General features: G+C 35.4%; 15 protein-coding genes and 1 tRNA gene. 12 read left to right on the top strand and 4 right to left on the bottom strand.

What is annotated here, in order from left to right; all coding sequences use genetic code 11:
- Positions 1-2: 2 nt before the first annotated feature.
- Positions 3-380: an iron chaperone gene (locus ACY2RT_RS13900; RefSeq protein WP_490156528.1), complete on the bottom strand. Its 378-nt coding sequence runs from the start codon at positions 378-380 to the stop codon at positions 3-5.
- Between the two features lie 416 nt (positions 381-796).
- Here ACY2RT_RS13900 and ACY2RT_RS13895 point away from each other — a divergent pair, with 416 nt between their 5' ends.
- From ACY2RT_RS13895 to ACY2RT_RS13885, 3 genes are all read left to right on the top strand, one after another.
- A complete protein-coding gene (locus tag ACY2RT_RS13895; RefSeq protein WP_490156527.1) occupies positions 797-1,636 on the top strand; it encodes a DUF5694 domain-containing protein in 840 nt (279 codons plus the stop codon).
- A gap of 171 nt (positions 1,637-1,807) precedes the next feature.
- Positions 1,808-2,614, top strand: coding sequence for a LytR/AlgR family response regulator transcription factor (locus ACY2RT_RS13890; RefSeq protein ID WP_490156526.1), 807 nt, complete (start codon positions 1,808-1,810; stop codon positions 2,612-2,614).
- A 335-nt stretch (positions 2,615-2,949) separates the two neighbouring features.
- Positions 2,950-3,600, top strand: coding sequence for a hypothetical protein (locus tag ACY2RT_RS13885; RefSeq protein WP_490156525.1), 651 nt, complete (start codon positions 2,950-2,952; stop codon positions 3,598-3,600).
- Between the two features lie 117 nt (positions 3,601-3,717).
- Here the strand turns inward: ACY2RT_RS13885 and ACY2RT_RS13880 are convergent.
- A tRNA-Phe gene (locus tag ACY2RT_RS13880) sits at positions 3,718-3,790 on the bottom strand.
- A 191-nt stretch (positions 3,791-3,981) separates the two neighbouring features.
- Here ACY2RT_RS13880 and ACY2RT_RS13875 point away from each other — a divergent pair.
- The 7 genes from ACY2RT_RS13875 to ACY2RT_RS13845 all read left to right on the top strand — a co-directional run bounded on the left by ACY2RT_RS13875 (position 3,982) and on the right by ACY2RT_RS13845 (position 11,577).
- Positions 3,982-4,710 (top strand): type III pantothenate kinase, encoded by a 729-nt coding sequence (locus ACY2RT_RS13875; RefSeq protein WP_490156524.1) that lies wholly within the window; start codon positions 3,982-3,984, stop codon positions 4,708-4,710.
- Positions 4,710-5,948, top strand: a complete 1,239-nt coding sequence (gene bamG / locus ACY2RT_RS13870) for a BamG family beta-barrel-assembly machinery protein (RefSeq protein ID WP_490156523.1) — start codon at positions 4,710-4,712, stop codon at positions 5,946-5,948. Before ACY2RT_RS13875 ends, bamG begins: the two co-directional genes overlap by 1 nt.
- 19 nt (positions 5,949-5,967) lie before the next feature.
- The gene (locus tag ACY2RT_RS13865; RefSeq protein ID WP_490156522.1) at positions 5,968-7,329 is read left to right on the top strand and encodes a tetratricopeptide repeat protein; all 1,362 of its coding nucleotides are present in this window, start codon (positions 5,968-5,970) and stop codon (positions 7,327-7,329) included.
- Between the two features lie 26 nt (positions 7,330-7,355).
- Entirely contained in the window at positions 7,356-7,928 is a 573-nt protein-coding gene (gene lptC, locus ACY2RT_RS13860; RefSeq protein ID WP_490156521.1) for an LPS export ABC transporter periplasmic protein LptC, read from the top strand.
- Entirely contained in the window at positions 7,918-8,118 is a 201-nt protein-coding gene (locus ACY2RT_RS13855) for a hypothetical protein (protein ID WP_490156520.1), read from the top strand. The genes lptC and ACY2RT_RS13855 overlap by 11 nt, the downstream gene beginning before the upstream one ends.
- Positions 8,118-9,368: a hemolysin family protein gene (locus ACY2RT_RS13850; RefSeq protein ID WP_490156519.1), complete on the top strand. Its 1,251-nt coding sequence runs from the start codon at positions 8,118-8,120 to the stop codon at positions 9,366-9,368. Before ACY2RT_RS13855 ends, ACY2RT_RS13850 begins: the two co-directional genes overlap by 1 nt.
- Positions 9,369-9,459: 91 nt before the next feature.
- Complete coding sequence (locus ACY2RT_RS13845; RefSeq protein WP_490156518.1) at positions 9,460-11,577, top strand: peptidylprolyl isomerase; 2,118 nt, start codon at positions 9,460-9,462, stop codon at positions 11,575-11,577.
- A gap of 48 nt (positions 11,578-11,625) precedes the next feature.
- Here ACY2RT_RS13845 and ACY2RT_RS13840 read toward each other — a convergent pair whose 3' ends face one another.
- Positions 11,626-12,534, bottom strand: a complete 909-nt coding sequence (locus tag ACY2RT_RS13840; protein WP_490156517.1) for a GYDIA family GHMP kinase — start codon at positions 12,532-12,534, stop codon at positions 11,626-11,628.
- Between the two features lie 2 nt (positions 12,535-12,536).
- Positions 12,537-13,850: a hydroxymethylglutaryl-CoA reductase, degradative gene (locus tag ACY2RT_RS13835; protein WP_490156516.1), complete on the bottom strand. Its 1,314-nt coding sequence runs from the start codon at positions 13,848-13,850 to the stop codon at positions 12,537-12,539.
- A gap of 145 nt (positions 13,851-13,995) precedes the next feature.
- On the opposite strand from ACY2RT_RS13835, the gene ACY2RT_RS13830 reads away from it, so the two are divergent.
- Both ACY2RT_RS13830 and ACY2RT_RS13825 read left to right on the top strand, forming a co-directional pair.
- On the top strand, positions 13,996-16,209 hold the full coding sequence (locus tag ACY2RT_RS13830; RefSeq protein WP_490156515.1) for a S9 family peptidase: 2,214 nt from the start codon (positions 13,996-13,998) through the stop codon (positions 16,207-16,209).
- A 33-nt stretch (positions 16,210-16,242) separates the two neighbouring features.
- On the top strand, positions 16,243-17,628 hold the full coding sequence (locus tag ACY2RT_RS13825; protein WP_490156514.1) for a peptide MFS transporter: 1,386 nt from the start codon (positions 16,243-16,245) through the stop codon (positions 17,626-17,628).
- Positions 17,629-17,663: the final 35 nt, after the last annotated feature.

The following is a 17,663-nucleotide window of genomic DNA, read 5'->3' as shown; positions in this document are numbered from 1 at the left end:
AATTAACAATCCGTGTTTCCACCTTCTCGCCAAATACTTATGGTCTTTTCAATAAACTCATCAATTCTTGTTTCTGAAAGGTTGACCTTCTTCTTAATACGAATACAGCCTTTGCCTCTGTTAAAACCACTTAATAATTCTTCAGAATTTTTGATCTTATCAATGTTTCCAACGTACAGACTAACATATGCTTTTTGAGCATTTAAGTGGAATATGTTTTTGTTATTATATCCGTAAGAAAGCATTTTATATTCTATACCTTCTTTTAGTTCGGGACCAAGATTTTTAATTAATTTTCTAAGTTCTTCGATCTTTTCTTTTCTCCAGTCTTTCTCCAGTAAGTTCAAATAATCGTCCGGTGTGTTTGCTTCATATTGCATTCTTCAATTTTTTTATTTATACAAATTTATAGTATGCTACTTTGTCTTTTCCTGATATATAATAATTTGTAAGCCGTTCGGGTCCCTAAGATACAGATAATGTGAACCCCAGGGGCGAAGAACCGGGCCTCTTGCAGTCCATTTTTCTTTTTGGTGGGGTGTCTTTAAAGTAATTTGGCCATCATTGTATAGGATAAAGTGCTATAACTGTCAAAATACTAAATTTTTGATAATAAAAGCATATTGATATTTGGCTCTGGGTATTCCAAAGACCTATTAGACAAACAAAATATAGATTATAAGAAATAGTCCCAAAAGCCATTTTGGAACTTTCTTAAAACCTAAATAGTGAGATTTACTGTAACACTAATAAATTAATATTGTCTATTGATTAACAACCATAAAAAATAATTATTATGAGATGTAAATTAATTTTAAGTGTTGCAGTACAGTGTTTAGTATACAGTATTATTCATAGTCAAGTTGGAATAGTTGACCAAAACGCGAAGAACAAACCAACCATTGCTTTTATTGGGACTTATCATATGGGGAGTCAGGGAAACAATGTATTTAAAGGAAGTTATGATGATATATTATCATCTGAAAGGCAAAAAGAGGTACAGGTTCTGCTTGATAAGCTGAAAGAATTTAACCCAACAAAAATAGTTGTAGAGAGAGATATAGCAGATTCTTCAATAGTGATGGATAGATACCATAAATATTTAAAAGGTAATTTTGAGCTTACGAGAAATGAAGTACATCAAATCGGTTTTAGACTGGCAAAACAATTAGGTCATGATAAAATTTATCCTGTAGATTGGGGAATCTTTCCTGAGGACAAATTGTATTGGTATGAAAACTTTGCTAAAACAATCCCAGAATTAGACGAATATGTAAAACAATGGAAAAAATCAGCAGGTAAAAAACACAAAGAAGCCAATAAAAAATTACTCGAATTAAGTATTATTGATAGAATAAGAAAATTGAATGATAAACAAAATATTGAAAAAAGTCATCTTGGGTATTACACAATTATGAGAATTGGGTGGGAAGACAAATATGTAGGTGCAAATTATCTCTCTTGGTGGTACGGTAGAAATATGAAAATATTGGTTAATATCATTAGGATAACTGAATCGCCAAATGATCGGATTTTAGTTATTTATGGATCCGGACATTCTAAACTCTTAAATCAATTTGCAAATGAATCTCAGTTTTATAATGTTATTAAATCGTCAGATTTACTGAAAGATTAAGAATCATGATCCAGATTTTAGGTAGGTTCATAATTGCCTATTATAGGTTATTAATTGATACTCTATTAAGCATTAATCTCCACAGTGTGATATGTCCAAATAATGTTTAGCTGAATTATTGCTGTTTTGTTTGAAAGTTTTTTCATTTGCTATAAATTGCTTTTTTAAAAAATGTCAATTTTATCTGTTCCATTTCCAAGACCAAAGAAATCTTTTAGAAATATTCTAAAAATATTTTTAATAGCCTTTGGATGTACTCTTTTTATTTTTGTATTCAAGCCCTACAATATTCAAAACAATACGGTTGGAATACTCTATTATGTTTTGTTGAGCAGTATAGGCTTAGTTTTTTTCATATCTATTTGTTTAATGGAATTTATTATTCCTGGTTTACTGCCTAAACTTTTCCAAAAATGGACCTTGGCTAAAGCTATTATGTGGTATATATGGGTGGCACTTTTTGTAAGTGGAACCATGTTTATATATAAAAGCTATTTAGGAGGGTTTATAGATTTTAACCTTCAAGAATTTGTAATTTTTTTTGGTAGAGTTTTAGGGCTTGTAACTATTGTCTCTTTTTTTGTTTTGGGAATTTCCAACTATCTCAACCGTAAACAACTTTCGTTTTTGTCTTCCAATCAAAATTTTAATATCTCATCACCAAATGAGCAGACTATAAGTTTAAACCCTAAAGAGATCCTATACATTGTGAGTGATAACAATTATGTTGACATTCATATTGTCAAAAAAAGAATTCGAGAAAAGATAGTATTTAGATCAAGCTTAAAAAATATTGAAAATCAAATTGTAAATTCCCTAACTCCTATCTATCGGTGTCATAGAAGTTATCTTATCAATATAGAATACTTTAAATTAAAAAAGAAAACGAGCAGAATTATTATACTAGAGTTAAATAAGTACCAAGATGAAATCCCAGTATCATCAAAATATGCTGACCGCATTATAAAACTCTTGTAAATTCACACCTAAAATTTACATTTTCCCCACAAAGCAAACCAAAAGAGCAAATTTAATATTGGTTTTTAATTCATTTGTTGAGTAAAATTTAACACTCAAAAAATAAAAAGTAGATAATATTGGAGCTAGAGTTTATTTGCTCATTTTGTGTAAAATAATTCAACAACACTTACAGTGTCCCGAGAGTTCAAAATTGAAAAAGAAATTAATTGAAATTGAGGATGCAGCCTTGACTAATAAAAAAAGTGTAATAGAAGTGCCGACAGCTCCATTAACATCTAAACGAAGAGAGAATCCGAATAGCAACAATTTTTCCAGTAAATAAAACTAGTATTATGACACAAGAAAAAAGTAACTTTTGTAAATTAGAAAGCATTGCAGCGATTTCAGGTATACTATCAGTCTTCTGTTATTATGGTGCTGCTGTATTGTCATTTCTTCCTGACGTTGTCAGTCGAATCTTAGGCTTTGCTTTTCCTTTACTATTAATTATTGCTACTATGGGACTCTATAATTTTTTAAGAAATGAATTTCATACACCATCACTTGAAATAGCATATGTATTCGGTATTATCGGAGCGGCAATTGCTTTAATTTTTATTGTGGTGCAGCAATCAAATTTTATTTGGCATGATGCAGAAATGGTTTCCGCCAAAACTAAAGAAGCAAAATCTTTACTTATTTCAACATTTTATGGTGCGAATCGAGTTCAATTGGGTATGGATATAGCCTTTGATATTTTTATAACCATTTCGTGGTTCTTATTTGGAGTTAATATCGGGAGATATTCTATATCCAGAAAAATATTAGGAGGAATAACCTGCTTGCTTTCATCTGGTTTATTGGTGATAAATTTGATAGCTTTTCCTAACCCACCAGAAGATGTAGGTTTAATTGATTTAGGGCCTTTTTTAGGGGTCATAACTTTAGCTGTCTTTATTTGGTTGTCTGTTGTTTTGTTTAGAAAAAGGAAATTGAAACTGTAGAATAAGAGTGTTAGTTATTTTAGCAAATCATTTTAATGCTCAGGCCTTTACTTAAATATATTATTTCTATAAATCAAAAAAACCCCGAAACATTTGTTTCGGGGTTTGTGAGTGATGTGGTACCTCCAGGAATCGAACCAGGGACACACGGATTTTCAGTCCGTTGCTCTACCAACTGAGCTAAGGTACCTTACAGCTTTTAAGGGCTGTGCCCTCCGAAGCACTACACAGGTAGTGCGTAGGAGGGTGCAAATATAAATCTATTTTACCTATTGCAAAACATAAATTGAAAAAAATAATTTACAATTCATTTTCAATTTAATAGACAATTAACAATCCCGTCTCATTTCAAATTGTATTTTTAACGCCACAAACAACTCAATGAATTTAGTAATAGATGTAGGGAATACTTTACTAAAGCTTGCTGTCTTTAATAATAAAGTACTGGAGCTTAAAAAAAAGTGTTTAAATGAGGACTTTTTGGATACCCTCGCAGAGGTTTCGGAACACTTTCCGGATATTACACATTGTATGGTTTCTTCGGTAGGTAAGTTAACAGCATTGCATCTGCAAAAACTACAACAGCAATTTTCAGTTTTTGAACTTTCTCATACAACAAAACTCCCTTTTACTAATCTTTACGGTACTCCTAAAACATTGGGTGTGGACCGTATGGCTCTGGTAAGTGCCGCAGCCAAACAGTATCCGGGGCAAAATGTGTTGGTAATTGATGCCGGGAGTTGCATTACTTACGATTTTCTTTCAGAAAAAAATGAATACCTGGGAGGCGCTATTTCACCGGGAATAGTGATGCGTTATAATGCTATGCATACGTTTACGGAAAAACTACCGTTATTGGATGCGGATACTCCCAAAAAACTGTTGGGTGATACTACAGCAACTTCTATGCACTCCGGAGTTGTATTTGGGCTTTTGTATGAAATAGATGGTTTTATCGACACATATTCTGAAAAATATGCAGATTTAACAATTATTTTAACAGGAGGAGACGCTCATTTTTTGCGAGATAGCTTAAAAAATGACATCTTTGCCAACTCAAATTTTTTATTGGAGGGCTTAAATTACATTTTAGAACTTAATAAGGATTAATGTTGAAGCGAATAATCATTGCAGTTTTTATACTTATAACAGGAGCTACATTAGCTCAGGATGGAACAACATCACCGTATTCTTTTTATGGTATTGGGACATTAAAATTTAAAGGTACTGCAGAAAGCCGTTCCATGGGTGGAATAAGCACCTACTTGGATAGTATCCATTTAAATATTCAAAACCCTGCGGGAATAGCAGATTTACGTCTGGTGAATTACTCGCTAGGGGCAAGCCACAGCTACGCAAACCAAAATACCGCCGATGAAAAGAGAAATGCATCTACCACTTCTCTGGATTATCTGGCAGTAGGAATTCCTATGGGAAAATTTGCGACAAGCTTTGGACTGATACCATATACATCAGTTGGTTATAGTTTACGGACTATCAACGGGGAAACCACTACAGATTATACAGGTTCCGGAGGATTGAATAAAGCATTCTTCACATTAGGCTATAAAATTACACCAAACCTAAATATTGGTGCTGAGGTAAATTATAACTTTGGGAACATTGAAAATACCACACTTAATGATACGGGAGTTCAATATGCAACACGAGAGATCAATAAATCTGACCTGTTAGGGTTCAGCTACAATTTTGGAGCTTCTTACAAAACAATGGTTTCTGAAAATCTGGAGTTCTATACTTCAATTACTTATACACCTGAAACTAATTTCACTTCAGAAAATACCAGACAAATTGCTTCGGTATTGATAACAAGTACGGGATCATTGGGTATTGTTGAAGAAGAAGAGGTTGACGTTGCAGACACAGATTTTACTTTTCCGTCTCAATATACCATAGGAGCCGGTCTCGGGGCATCCAAAAACTGGTTTGTGGGCCTGGAATATACTAACCAAAAAACGAGTAATTTTACGAATCGTACCTTTGATATTGAAAATGTAGTTTTTACAGATGCTTCAAAGTATCGTATAGGAGGTTTTTATATACCTAACTATAATTCGTTAGGAAATTACTGGAACAGAGTAGTTTATCGTGCAGGATTCCGTTTTGAAGAAACCGGGGTCAATGTAAACGGTCAGGATATAAATGAGTTTGGCATATCTTTTGGAGTTGGGTTACCAGTTGGAAGATTATTCTCTAATGTGAACCTTGGTTTTGAAATTGGAAGACGCGGAACGAAGGGTTTTGGACTCATACAGGAAAACTTCTTCAACACAATTTTAAGTCTGTCACTTAATGACAGATGGTTTGAAAAAAGATATTATGATTAATACAATAAATACCAACATTATGAAAACGAAAGCAATTTTATTTTTAGCAACGTTATCGCTAACTTTTGGGGGATCGGTTTTCGCTCAGGCTCCTAATGATTGCAATGTAACCATGTCGCTTTTTGCCGAACCGGCCAAAGCAAAGAATTATGATGGAGCATTACCTCACTACGAAAAAGTAATAAAAGAATGCCCGAAGTTTAGCTTAGCTACCTATCAACTTGCAGAAAGAATGTTTAAGCATTTTATAAAAGAGGGAGATAAAAGTAAAATTACCAATCTAATTGAGGTATATAACTTAAGATTACAAAACTTCCCTGCTAAAACGAAAGAAGGTGAGATATTATCTAAAATTGCTCAGGTAAAATATGATAATGATATAGGATCTAAAATGGAAAAGTTCAATGCTTTTGATCTGGCCTATAAAAAGGACGCAAAAAACTTTACCAGCCCTAAAAGTTTGTATACGTATTTCTCATTAGCTAAAGACCTCTACGAATCAGGAGAAAAGGATCTTCAGGATGTATTCGATCTATATGACATTGTCTATGCTAAAATTGAAAGTGAAGAAAGCAACTTAGCTTCAAAACTTACACAATTGATCAATAAGCAAGAATCAGGTTCAGCTCTTTCTTCAAAAGAAGCTAAGCGCGTTAAAGTATACGAAAAAAACCTTGTTGCTTACGGACAGGTAAAAGGAAGTGTTGATGGGAAGTTGGGTACCATTGCAGATTGTGAAAACCTGATACCATTATATAATAAAGATTTTGAAAGTAATAAAGGTGACATCACCTGGATTAGACGTGCTGCCGGGCGTTTAAATGCTAAAGATTGTGACGATCCGTTGTTCTTTAAATTAGTACAGCAGTTACATTCTCTGGAGCCTTCAGCAAAATCGGCTTATTATTTAGGGAAATTAGCTGAAAAAGATGGTAAGGGAAGTACAGCTTTAGAGTATTTTAATCAAGCGGCAGAATTGGAAACGAATGCAAGCGATAAGGCGAAAGTATATTATAGCATTGCTGAAAACTTCCGTAAGAAAGGAAGCTATGGACAGGCGAGGTCCTATTACAATAAAATGTTGGCTGCAAAACCATCTGCAGGAATTGCATACCTGAAGATCGCTCAAATGATCGCTAAAAGTTCTAACAGTTGTGGAAGTTCGGTCTTTGAGAAAAGAGCTGTAAACTGGAAAGCAGCAGAATATGCAGATAAAGCAGCACGTTTAGATGCCTCTATTGCTTCAAATGCAAGAGCTGCAGCAAGTAGTTACAGACAACGTGCTCCTTCTAAAAGTGATATCTTTTCTGAAGGAATGGCCGGAAAGACCGTAAGCTTTAACTGTTGGGTTGGCGGTAGTGTGAGAGTGCCTAATCTATAAGATACCCGGGTTAATCCCGGCATGAAATGAAAAACACTAAACATATGTTTAAAAGCGTGATAGTACTGCTATGTACCGTCACGCTTTTTGCATGTGAAGGAAATTACAAGAATATTCAACAGCTTAACTTGACTGATGGAGCGCCTATTGCCGAAGGGAAGAACATCAACTTAAAATATACAGATTCCGGAAGGGTGGTGACCAACCTAATTGCACCTCTATTACACGACTATTCAAACTTTAAGTTTCCTTACCAGGAGTTTCCGGAAGGTATTGAAGTACTCTTCTGGAATGAAAAGAATGAAAAAAGTACAGTAACTTCAGATTATGCGATTCGGTATGATCAAACCAATATTGTAGATTTGCGGAATAATGTGGTTCTGGTAACAAGTGACAGCCTAGTGTTAAAGGCCGAACAATTATATTGGGATCAGAAAGCAAAAAGAGTTTTTACAGATCAACCGTATCAAATTAAATTTAAAGATGGCTCTTATAATGATGGGGCACGGTTTGATTCCAGTGAAGATTTTACTAACTTTTTATCCCGAAAAAACCAGGGAGTTCAAATTATAGATCAAAACAAGACCGATGGGAACTAAAATTTACAGACTTTTTGAATACGCTTATATAGTAATGGCCATTTTTGCTGCTTATGTGGCTTATGTGAACTGGAACGACAATAGAAACCGGGCTTATTTGTTTATTTTCTTTATCGTAGTTGCTATCTTTATGTTTTTCTTTAAACGCAGGTTTAGGAAGAAAATGGAAGAACGCAACCGGAAACGTTAATGGAATACCTTCTTATTATTGTTATTATGTTGATCCTCTCCGCATTTTTTTCGGGGATGGAGATTGCTTATGTATCTTCCAATAAGATTCATATTGAAATTGAAAAAAAGCAAAACAACTTTCTGGCAGGAGTCCTGAAAAAAATAACAAAACGACCTTCCAAATTTATTGCTACCATGCTTGTTGGCAATAATATAGCATTGGTTGTTTATGGTTTTTATATGGGCGACCTGCTCATGCAGTATATTCCACTGGAAGGATTTTCGGGGCTTTTGGTGCAAACGATTATCTCAACACTGGTCATTTTAATGACAGCAGAGTTCTTGCCTAAGGTGTTTTTTCAAATTTATGCCAACAGACTTGTAAAAATATTTGCTGTCCCTGCCTATATATTCTATGTATTGTTTTCTGTGATATCTGAATTTGTTATTTGGATATCCGATATGGTACTCAAAGTGTTCTTTAAAACTGAAGGCGATACGGTACAGCTAAGTTTTAGTAAAATAGAACTGGGGAATTATATCAGCGAACAAATAGAAACCTCTGAAGCTTCTCAGGAAATAGATACTGAAATACAGATATTTCAAAACGCATTGGATTTTTCGGAAGTGAAATCCCGTGAAGTAATGATTCCCAGAACTGAAGTTGTTGCTGTCGATATTGATACAACTCCAAAAGAAATAAGTACCATATTTACCGAAACCGGACTCTCCAAAATTTTGATCTATAAGGAAAACATTGACGATATCTTAGGATATGTACATTCTTTTGAACTGTTTAAAAAGCCGTCAAATCTTAAAAAAGTTTTGATGCCGGTAGTTTTTGTACCGGAAACCATGTTGGCTAAAGATGTATTGAACATATTAAGTAAAAAACACAAGAGTATTGCTGTGGTTATAGATGAATACGGAGGGACATCTGGTATCATGACGGTAGAGGATATTATAGAAGAACTGTTTGGCGAGATCGAAGATGAACATGATTCTGTAGAATTAACCGAAGAAAAATTGCAGGAGAATCACTATAAATTTTCTGCCAGACTGGAGGTTGATTATTTAAACGAAACGTATAAGCTCAATTTACCCGAAAGTGAGAATTACGAAACACTGGGAGGGATGATCGTTAACTTTACTGAAGATATTCCGCAGCAAGACGAAACCGTTGAAATTGAAGACTATACTATCGAAATCCTGGAAGTATCTAATACCAAAATCGAGTTGGTTACACTTAAACGTACTCCTGAAGACTAGTTTTTATGGATTTCTTCACTTTTTTTCAAAAGGAACCTTTTATAAATGATGGGAAAATGGTATTTTCGCCCCCTATAAATTTGATTGACAGATGGCAGTTTTAAACAGTATTAGAAAAAGAGGTGTATTCCTTATAGTTATTATAGCAATGGCGTTATTCTCATTTGTGCTAGCAGATGTGATACGAAATGGAGGTTTTTCAACAGATAAAGGACAAACTACAGTGGCTACCGTAAATGGAGTGGATATTCCCCGACAGGAATTTATGGAGCAGGTAGAAACAGCACAACGTAGCTTAGGACCTAATGCTCCTTCAGGCCAGGCAATGAATATTGTATGGGAACGTGAATTACGCCGCGTTTTAATGCAGGAACAATATGAAGAGATCGGACTCATAGCTGAAACAGAATTGACCAATAAGGCACTAAGCACCTATCTTGCTTCAAATCCTGTTTTTCAGGATGAATCCGGATTGTTCAGCGAAGCTAAAATGTTGGAATATGTTGCAGATGTAAAAGCAAATAACCCACCGGCTTATGATCAATGGTTGGAGTATGTGAAAAATACTAAGATAACGGCACTTGAAAATACGTACCTGAATATGGTAAAAGGTGGTATGATCGCTACTTTGGCCGAAGGTGAAAAGGAATACCGTTTTGAAAATGATAAAATTAATATTGAATTTGTACAAGTTCCTTATACCAAAATACCGGATGAAGATGTTGCTGTAAGTGATGATGAGATTGCAACATATATCAAATCACATCCAAAAGATTTTGAAGTAGACCCAATGGTAGATATTCAATATGTTTCTTATGTAGAAGAGCCTTCTCAAGAAGATATTGATGCTGCAAAAGCCGAAGTTGCTTTGTTGTTAGAAGACAAAGTGGAATATAATACGGTCACAAAAGCAAACGATACGATCCCAGGTTTAGCAAGAACGAATGATTATGAAGAATTTGTAAATGCAAATTCAGACAACACTTATTCAGATTCCTGGTATTTTAAAAGAGAACTTCCGGAACTTATAAGAGATACGGTCTTTGCTATGAGCATAGATGATGTCTACGGCCCTTATGAAATTAATAATACACTTAGCCTTACAAAGTTAATTGGAGTACGCCAATTACCGGATACCGTTTCGGCAAGACACATACTAATTCCTTCCGGATTGAACCCAACCGATAATAAAACAAGGACTGACGAAGAGGCGAAAGCAACTGCAGACAGTATTATGAGAGTCGTAAAAGCAGATCGCTCAAAATTTGAAGAACTGGTTACTGCTTTTTCATCGGATAAGGGAAGTGTTGAAAAAGGAGGACTTTACGAAAACTTTGTATATACCGCAATGGTGGATGAGTTCAGAGATTTCACTTTTGAAAATAATGAAGGAGATATTGGAGTAGTAAAAACTCAATTTGGATACCATATTATTGAGATCGAAGAACAGAAAAATTTCCAAAAAGTAGTCAAAACAGCTACGGTAACTAAAGAAGTTGAACCTTCTGAAAATACCATCAACGATATCTTCTCTAAAGCAACAAGTTATGAGGTCGCTGCTCAGGATAGAGATTTCACTGAAATTGCTAACGAACAAGAGGCTGCCGTGAAACCTGTAAATAAGATTGGAGAACTGGATTCTAATATTCCGGGACTAGGAAGCAACCGTTCCATTGTTACATGGGCATTCAATGAAGATACAAATGTTGGTGATGTAAAGAGGTTTAACGTTCCACAAGGATATGTAATCGTTCAGCTTACACGTAAAACTCCTAAAGGCCTTTTAAGTGTAGCCGAAGCTTCCGCAGAAGTTACACCTATTCTTCGCAATGAGAAAAAAGCAAAAAAAATACGTGAGTCTATAACCGGTACTACTCTACAGGAGATTGCAAGTAGCCAAAATGAAACAGTTAAAAATGCAACAGCAATCACTATGGCAAATCCAACGATTGCCGGAGCCGGAACAGAACCTGAAGTTGTAGGCGCGGCTTTTGGTAAGAATGCCGGAGAGGTCACAGATCTTATAGATGGTGAAACAGGAGTGTTTAAAGTACGTGTAGTGGAAGTAAATAAAGCTCCGGATCTGGATAATTATGCGTCTTTTGCAAATCAATTAAATGCAAAAGTGATCCCGGGAATTAATACAAGTGTCTACAATGCGCTTAAGAATGCCGCCGAAATAGAAGATAACAGAGCTAGTATATATTAATTAGCAATAGGTATATAAAAATAAAAAGCCTTGCAATTGCAAGGCTTTTTATTTTAGCATTTCTTCAAAATCTATGATGGTACAAAATCCTTTTTTCCTGAAGTATTCTTTATCCATTTCAGTCCCTGTTACCAAAACAAAATCTCCACCCCAGGCTCCCAGGCTTTTAATAGTGTTTGGGTAATCGTTAAAAAACTGCTCTTTAATGGTAGGTAGTTGTATAATCCCTGAAATAACCTCTTCGTGTTCTTTAAGTAATTTTTCAAATACTGAAAGTGAACTACATTGCAATATATCATTACTGATAGAAGTGATGGTATCGATTTGCCCACTTGTAACGGAAGCTTCTTTATATCGGGCTATTCCATCTTTACTATCCTGTTTTTTGTTGAGGTTTACAAAAAACAGACTAGACGTAAAATTCCATGTAAGGCTGATAGGTTCAACTACTGCTATTTTGTTTTGAAGTTGATATAAAACAGGAGTATCATTTTGTGCCGCAGCAATATCATAACCACTTCCGCCAAAACCCTCATGTAATAGGTCAAAGGCATTCACACGTGCCCACTGAGCAATATTGTTGATTAGGGTAGAAGAGGTCCCTAAACCCCAATTCTGCGAAAAATCCAGACGGGTAGCTACTTCCCAACCAACACTTTCATTTAAAAAAGAAGGGTTAAGCTGTTTGGCTTTTTTAAGAATTTTGAGAAGTGTTACAGTAATGTTGTCATTTCTATCCGGTTTACCAATAGTATTATGGTCTTTTTTGAAGTGAACATGAAACCAGACAGCTCCTTTTTCATCCAGACTCTGCCATTGAATTCCTTCTTTTTCTGAAGAGGAGACCTCTAAAGATTGACCATACTTAGTAGGAATGGCTAATGCCATAGCACCGTCTAATACCAAATACTCTCCAGTGAGTAGTAACTTACCGTTGCTGTAAAATTTCTGTTTCAAAATTAATTTCGAAGGGTTTCAACAAAATCTATAACTGCACTGTGGGAAACAGTGTTTTCTTTAAAATAAGTAATTGCCTTTTGTTTTTCAGTTTCTGAAGCACTTAACTGATTCAAAATATTCATTAAATGCATTTTCATGTGCCCTTTTTGTATACCCGTGGTGATCAATGAACGAATGGCAGCAAAATTTTGAGCCAACCCGGCAACAGCAACAATTTCCATAAGTTGGGAAGCATTCGGTTTCTGAAGTATATCAAAAGCCAGTTTTACCATAGGATGCAAAGATGTTAATCCTCCTACAGTACCTAATGCCAATGGAATTTCAATCCAAAAAGTAAAAATACCGTTTTCTACTTTTGCATGTGTGAGGCTGGTATAATTACCGTCTTTAGCAGCATATGCATGAGCTCCGGCTTCTACGGCCCTGAAATCATTTCCGGTAGCAAGGACCAAAGCGTCAATACCATTCATAATTCCTTTATTGTGCGTTACGGCACGACGTTCTTCAGCTTTGGCAATAGCAACAGCACGTACAAACTTATCGGCAAAGGTCTTTCCGTCAATAGTTTCGTTATTCAACTCCTCCAACGGGCAACTTACAGTAGCACGCACCAGGCATTCCGGGACGTAGTTGGAAAGAATACTCAATACAACTTCAGGGTATACGTTGTCTTCAGAAAAGGGTGCAAATTGTTTTGTTTCGGTTTCGAATGTATTGGCAATTTCTTCAAGACAACTATTAATGAAATTGGCGCCCATAGCATCCAATGTTTCAAAAGTGACATGAAGTTGATAATAGCCTTCCAGTGTTTCGGTTGCGTCGATAAGCTCTATGTCTATCAATCCGCCTCCGCGTTTTTTCATATTAGATTGAATGGTTTCAATACTGGCTATCAGTTTTGATTTTACTTCAGAAAAAAATTGTTCCAGATCGCTTCTTTTTCCGAAGAAATTAATATGAATCTGTCCATTTTTTTGAGTAGAAAGGACTTTGGCCTTGAAGCCACCGCGCTCTAACCAGAACTTTGCAGCATTACTGGCAGCAGCTACTACAGAGCTTTCTTCTATCACCATAGGAAGTGCATAAAGCGAATTGTTTATTAAAAAATTAGGAGCAATTCCAAAAGGTAAATAGTAATTAGTAAGTGTATTTTCTATAAAGTCGTCGTGTAATTTCTGAAGTGTAATATCATTATTCCAGTATTTTCTGAGGATAGCCACTGCAGCTGGCTCATTGGCGAGATAAGTTTCGGCTAACCACTGTATTTTTTCTTCTTTCGTTTTTTTTGAAAATCCTGAAATGGGTTTCGGCATACTATCTGAAATTAAAAACACAAAGATACTATTTATACTGAACCTTTTAAGTAGGTATTTACTAACAAATGGTCAGTATTTAACATAAAAACTGCCATATTTTCGTTAAAATTTAGTAAACTTGGCATAACAAAATTTTAACAGTTTGAGAAGATTATTTCCAGTTAAGGTGCTTTTGCTATTTATAGCAGTCATTTCTACAAGTATAGCACAACAAAAAGAGATTTCATTAGAAGACATTTGGGGTGGGGCTTTCCGGACAGAACGGTTGGATGTTCTGCATTCTTTAAAGAATGGGAAGGAGTATTCGGTTTTAAATTATGACCGTGACCAAAAAGCTTCTACCGTAGACGTTTTTGATTATAAAAGCGGTAAAAAAGTAAGAACACTGGTGAATACTAATGATCTGGACGGAATTGAATATATCATTTCGTATGAGTTTAGCAGTGACGAATCTAAGCTATTGCTTGCTACTCAACTTGAACAGATTTATAGACGTTCGGCATTGGGAACATATTATGTATATGACCTGAAGTCAAAATCATTGACCTTAGTTTCAGAAGACAAAATACAGGAACCTACCTTTAATAATGACGGAAGTAAAATTGCTTATGGATACAATAATAACTTGTATGTAAAGGACCTTTCTACCGCGGCTGTTAGACAAATTACTACAGACGGAAAGAAAAATAGTATTATTAATGGTATTACAGATTGGGTTTACGAAGAAGAATTTGCTTTCGTAAGAGCTTTCGACTGGAATAAAACAGGTGATAAGATTGCTTTCATTCGTTTTGATGAGACCAATGTACCCGAGTTTTCGATGGATGTTTATGGAGAAGATCTATACCAAACACAGCAAGTGTTTAAATATCCAAAAGCCGGGGAAGCAAATGCACTGGTTTCATTGCATTTGTACGACCTTAAGACAGGAAAAACTTCGAAAGTTGACCTTTCTAAGTATAACAACTATTATATCCCACGAATTAAATGGACCAATGACGCAAATGTACTAAGCACACAATTGACAAATCGACACCAGAACACTTTGGACCTGGTGTTTGTAGATGCTGCTAATAATACCTCGACACTGGTACATCAGGAAAAAGATGATGCTTATGTAGATGTAACAGATGACCTCACTTTTTTAAATGATAATAGTTTTATATGGACGAGTGAAAAAAGTGGGTGGAATCATATTTACCACTATGACAAAACAGGTAAGCTTATCAATCAAGTAACAGATGGTGGCTGGGAAGTCACTAATTACTACGGGTTTGACCAAAATACAGGGCGTATCTATTATCAAAGTACTGAGAATGGTAGTATTAACAGGGATGTATATTCTGTTTTACGTTCTGGAAAGAATAAAGTACGTTTGAGCGATAAAACAGGAACCAACAGTGCTGCGTTTAGTGCAGATTACACCTATTATATCAATACCTTCTCAGATACGGAAACTCCTCATGTTTTTACTTTAAATGAAGCAAAGACCGGAAAGGTACTTCGTGAAATAAAGAACAACAAGGCGCTTAAAACCATGGTGTCCGGATATAAGACCTCACCAAAAGAGTTTTCGACCATTCAAATAAATGGTCATGAATTGAATATGTATACGATCAAACCAAAGGATTTTGACCCTAATAAAAAATACCCTTTGTTCATGTACCAATATTCGGGCCCGGGCTCACAACAGGTGGCTAATAGATGGAATGGGTCAAACGATTATTGGCATCAGATGTTGGCACAACAGGGATATATTATAGTTTGTGTAGATGGAAGAGGAACCGGATTAAAAGGACGGGATTTCAAAAAAATGACACAAAAAGAATTAGGTAAATATGAAGTAGAAGATCAAATTGCTGCAGCCAAAAAATTAGGAGACTTACCGTATATAGATAAAGAGCGAATAGGTATTTGGGGCTGGAGCTATGGCGGGTTTATGTCTTCTAACAGTCTCTTTCAGGGGGCAGATACCTTCTCAATGGCAATTGCTGTAGCACCCGTATCCAGCTGGCGTTTCTACGATACTATTTACACCGAAAGATATATGCAGACACCACAAGAAAATGCTTCCGGATATGATGAAAATTCTCCAATTTCTCACGTAAATAAATTGGAAGGAGACTTTCTCTTAGTTCACGGTAGCGCAGATGATAATGTACATGTACAGAATACTACCCGATTGGTAGAAGCTTTAATTCAGGCCGATAAAGATTTTGAATGGGCGATCTACCCTGATAAAAACCATGGCATTTATGGTGGAAATACACGCTTGCATTTATTCAAAAAAATGACCAGGTTTATTCATAAAACTTTAGGAGAACCTAAAGAAAAAATGATACAGATCAAGAACTAATCAACAACTAAATATTAACTAATACTTAAAAATATGTCAACAACTCTCCAAAATCAAAAACAACTATTTGGACATCCGGCAGGATTATATGTTCTCTTTTTCACTGAAATGTGGGAACGTTTTTCTTATTATGGGATGCGAGCCATTTTGGTTTTATACTTAGTGGGTGCTACTAATGATGCTAACGCTGGTTTAGGTTGGACCAATGGTGAAGCTTTAGCCCTTTATGGATGGTATACCATGCTGGTATATGTAGCTTCAATTCCCGGTGGATGGATTGCAGATAAATTTTTGGGACAGAAAAAATCTGTTTTATTTGGAGGAATCTTATTGGTGGCAGGACATAGTATATTGGCTATTGAGCAGATGTGGGCATTCTATTCAGGTTTAGGATTGATCATTGCCGGTGTTGGATTGCTAAAGCCAAATATTTCTACTATGGTAGGAGGTTTGTATCAACAAGGTGATATAAGACGTGATAAAGGATTTACTATTTTTTATATAGGAATCAATATTGGAGCTTTCTTATCCAGTTTAATTGTTGGATATGTAGGCGAAGTACATGGATGGCATTATGGCTTTGGATTAGCGGGGATTGGTATGGCTTTAGGTCTTATTCAATATTTGATTGGCCAAAAGCATTTAAAACTTGTAGGGAATTTTTTGGGAACTTCTGAGAATAAAATAGAAAAGGAAGCAATGAAAAAGCCTTTAACCAAGATTGAAAAAGACAGGGTCATTGTATTATTCATATCCTTTTTATTAGTAATAGTTTTCTGGGGAGCTTTTGAGCAAGCCGGAGGATTAATGAATATTTATGCTTCGGAAAAAACAAACAGAATGTTAATGGGGTGGGAAGTTCCGGCTTCGTGGTTTCAATCGCTAAATGCAATGTTCATTATATTTTTAGGAACTACAGTTGCTGCATATTGGGCAAAAAGAAAATTAAAAGGGAAAATGTCTACTTCATTGTTTAAAATGATCATTGGTCTTATTATTATGGGTGCCGGATTCTTTTTTATGACTGCTGCCGCAGGACAATATGAAAGTGACGGTGCTTCCGCAATGTATTGGTTAGTATTAGCGTATTTGTTCCATACAGTAGGTGAATTATGTATTTCACCTGTGGCACTATCATATATTACAAAACTAGCGCCACTAAAATATGCTTCATTAATGATGGGAGTTTATTTTGCAATGACCGGTTTAGGAAATAAACTTGCCGGATTATTGGGAGAAGCTTCTGAGAGTCTTGGAGAATATACCATCTTTACCGGTATAGCGGTATTCTGTGTTGTTTTTGGACTTCTGGTAATGGTATTTAGAAAGAAATTAGAATCGTTAACTCACGGAGCTGAAGATAATGAAAGGGATATGAAATATGAAGAAGCCGAAGGCTTCGAGTTAGCAGACAATTAAAATAATATAATAACAAAGCCTTTTCTTAATTGATA

It is taken from the genome of Ulvibacter sp. 2210JD10-4, assembly GCF_058148525.1.
This window is presented reverse-complemented; position numbering and strand designations above follow the sequence as displayed.

Bases quoted from the DNA above. Each gene is read 5' to 3' on its own strand.
- ACY2RT_RS13885 (WP_490156525.1), top strand. From the start codon at position 2,950: ATGACACAAGAAAAAAGTAACTTTTGTAAATTAGAAAGCATTGCAGCG.
- ACY2RT_RS13900 (WP_490156528.1), bottom strand. From the start codon at position 380: ATGCAATATGAAGCAAACACACCGGACGATTATTTGAACTTACTGGAG.
- ACY2RT_RS13890 (WP_490156526.1), top strand. From the start codon at position 1,808: ATGTCAATTTTATCTGTTCCATTTCCAAGACCAAAGAAATCTTTTAGA.
- ACY2RT_RS13845 (WP_490156518.1), top strand. From the start codon at position 9,460: ATGGCAGTTTTAAACAGTATTAGAAAAAGAGGTGTATTCCTTATAGTT.
- lptC (WP_490156521.1), top strand. From the start codon at position 7,356: ATGAAAAACACTAAACATATGTTTAAAAGCGTGATAGTACTGCTATGT.
- ACY2RT_RS13835 (WP_490156516.1), bottom strand. From the start codon at position 13,850: ATGCCGAAACCCATTTCAGGATTTTCAAAAAAAACGAAAGAAGAAAAA.
- ACY2RT_RS13855 (WP_490156520.1), top strand. From the start codon at position 7,918: ATGGGAACTAAAATTTACAGACTTTTTGAATACGCTTATATAGTAATG.
- bamG (WP_490156523.1), top strand. From the start codon at position 4,710: ATGTTGAAGCGAATAATCATTGCAGTTTTTATACTTATAACAGGAGCT.
- ACY2RT_RS13865 (WP_490156522.1), top strand. From the start codon at position 5,968: ATGAAAACGAAAGCAATTTTATTTTTAGCAACGTTATCGCTAACTTTT.
- ACY2RT_RS13875 (WP_490156524.1), top strand. From the start codon at position 3,982: ATGAATTTAGTAATAGATGTAGGGAATACTTTACTAAAGCTTGCTGTC.
- ACY2RT_RS13895 (WP_490156527.1), top strand. From the start codon at position 797: ATGAGATGTAAATTAATTTTAAGTGTTGCAGTACAGTGTTTAGTATAC.
- ACY2RT_RS13825 (WP_490156514.1), top strand. From the start codon at position 16,243: ATGTCAACAACTCTCCAAAATCAAAAACAACTATTTGGACATCCGGCA.
- ACY2RT_RS13850 (WP_490156519.1), top strand. From the start codon at position 8,118: ATGGAATACCTTCTTATTATTGTTATTATGTTGATCCTCTCCGCATTT.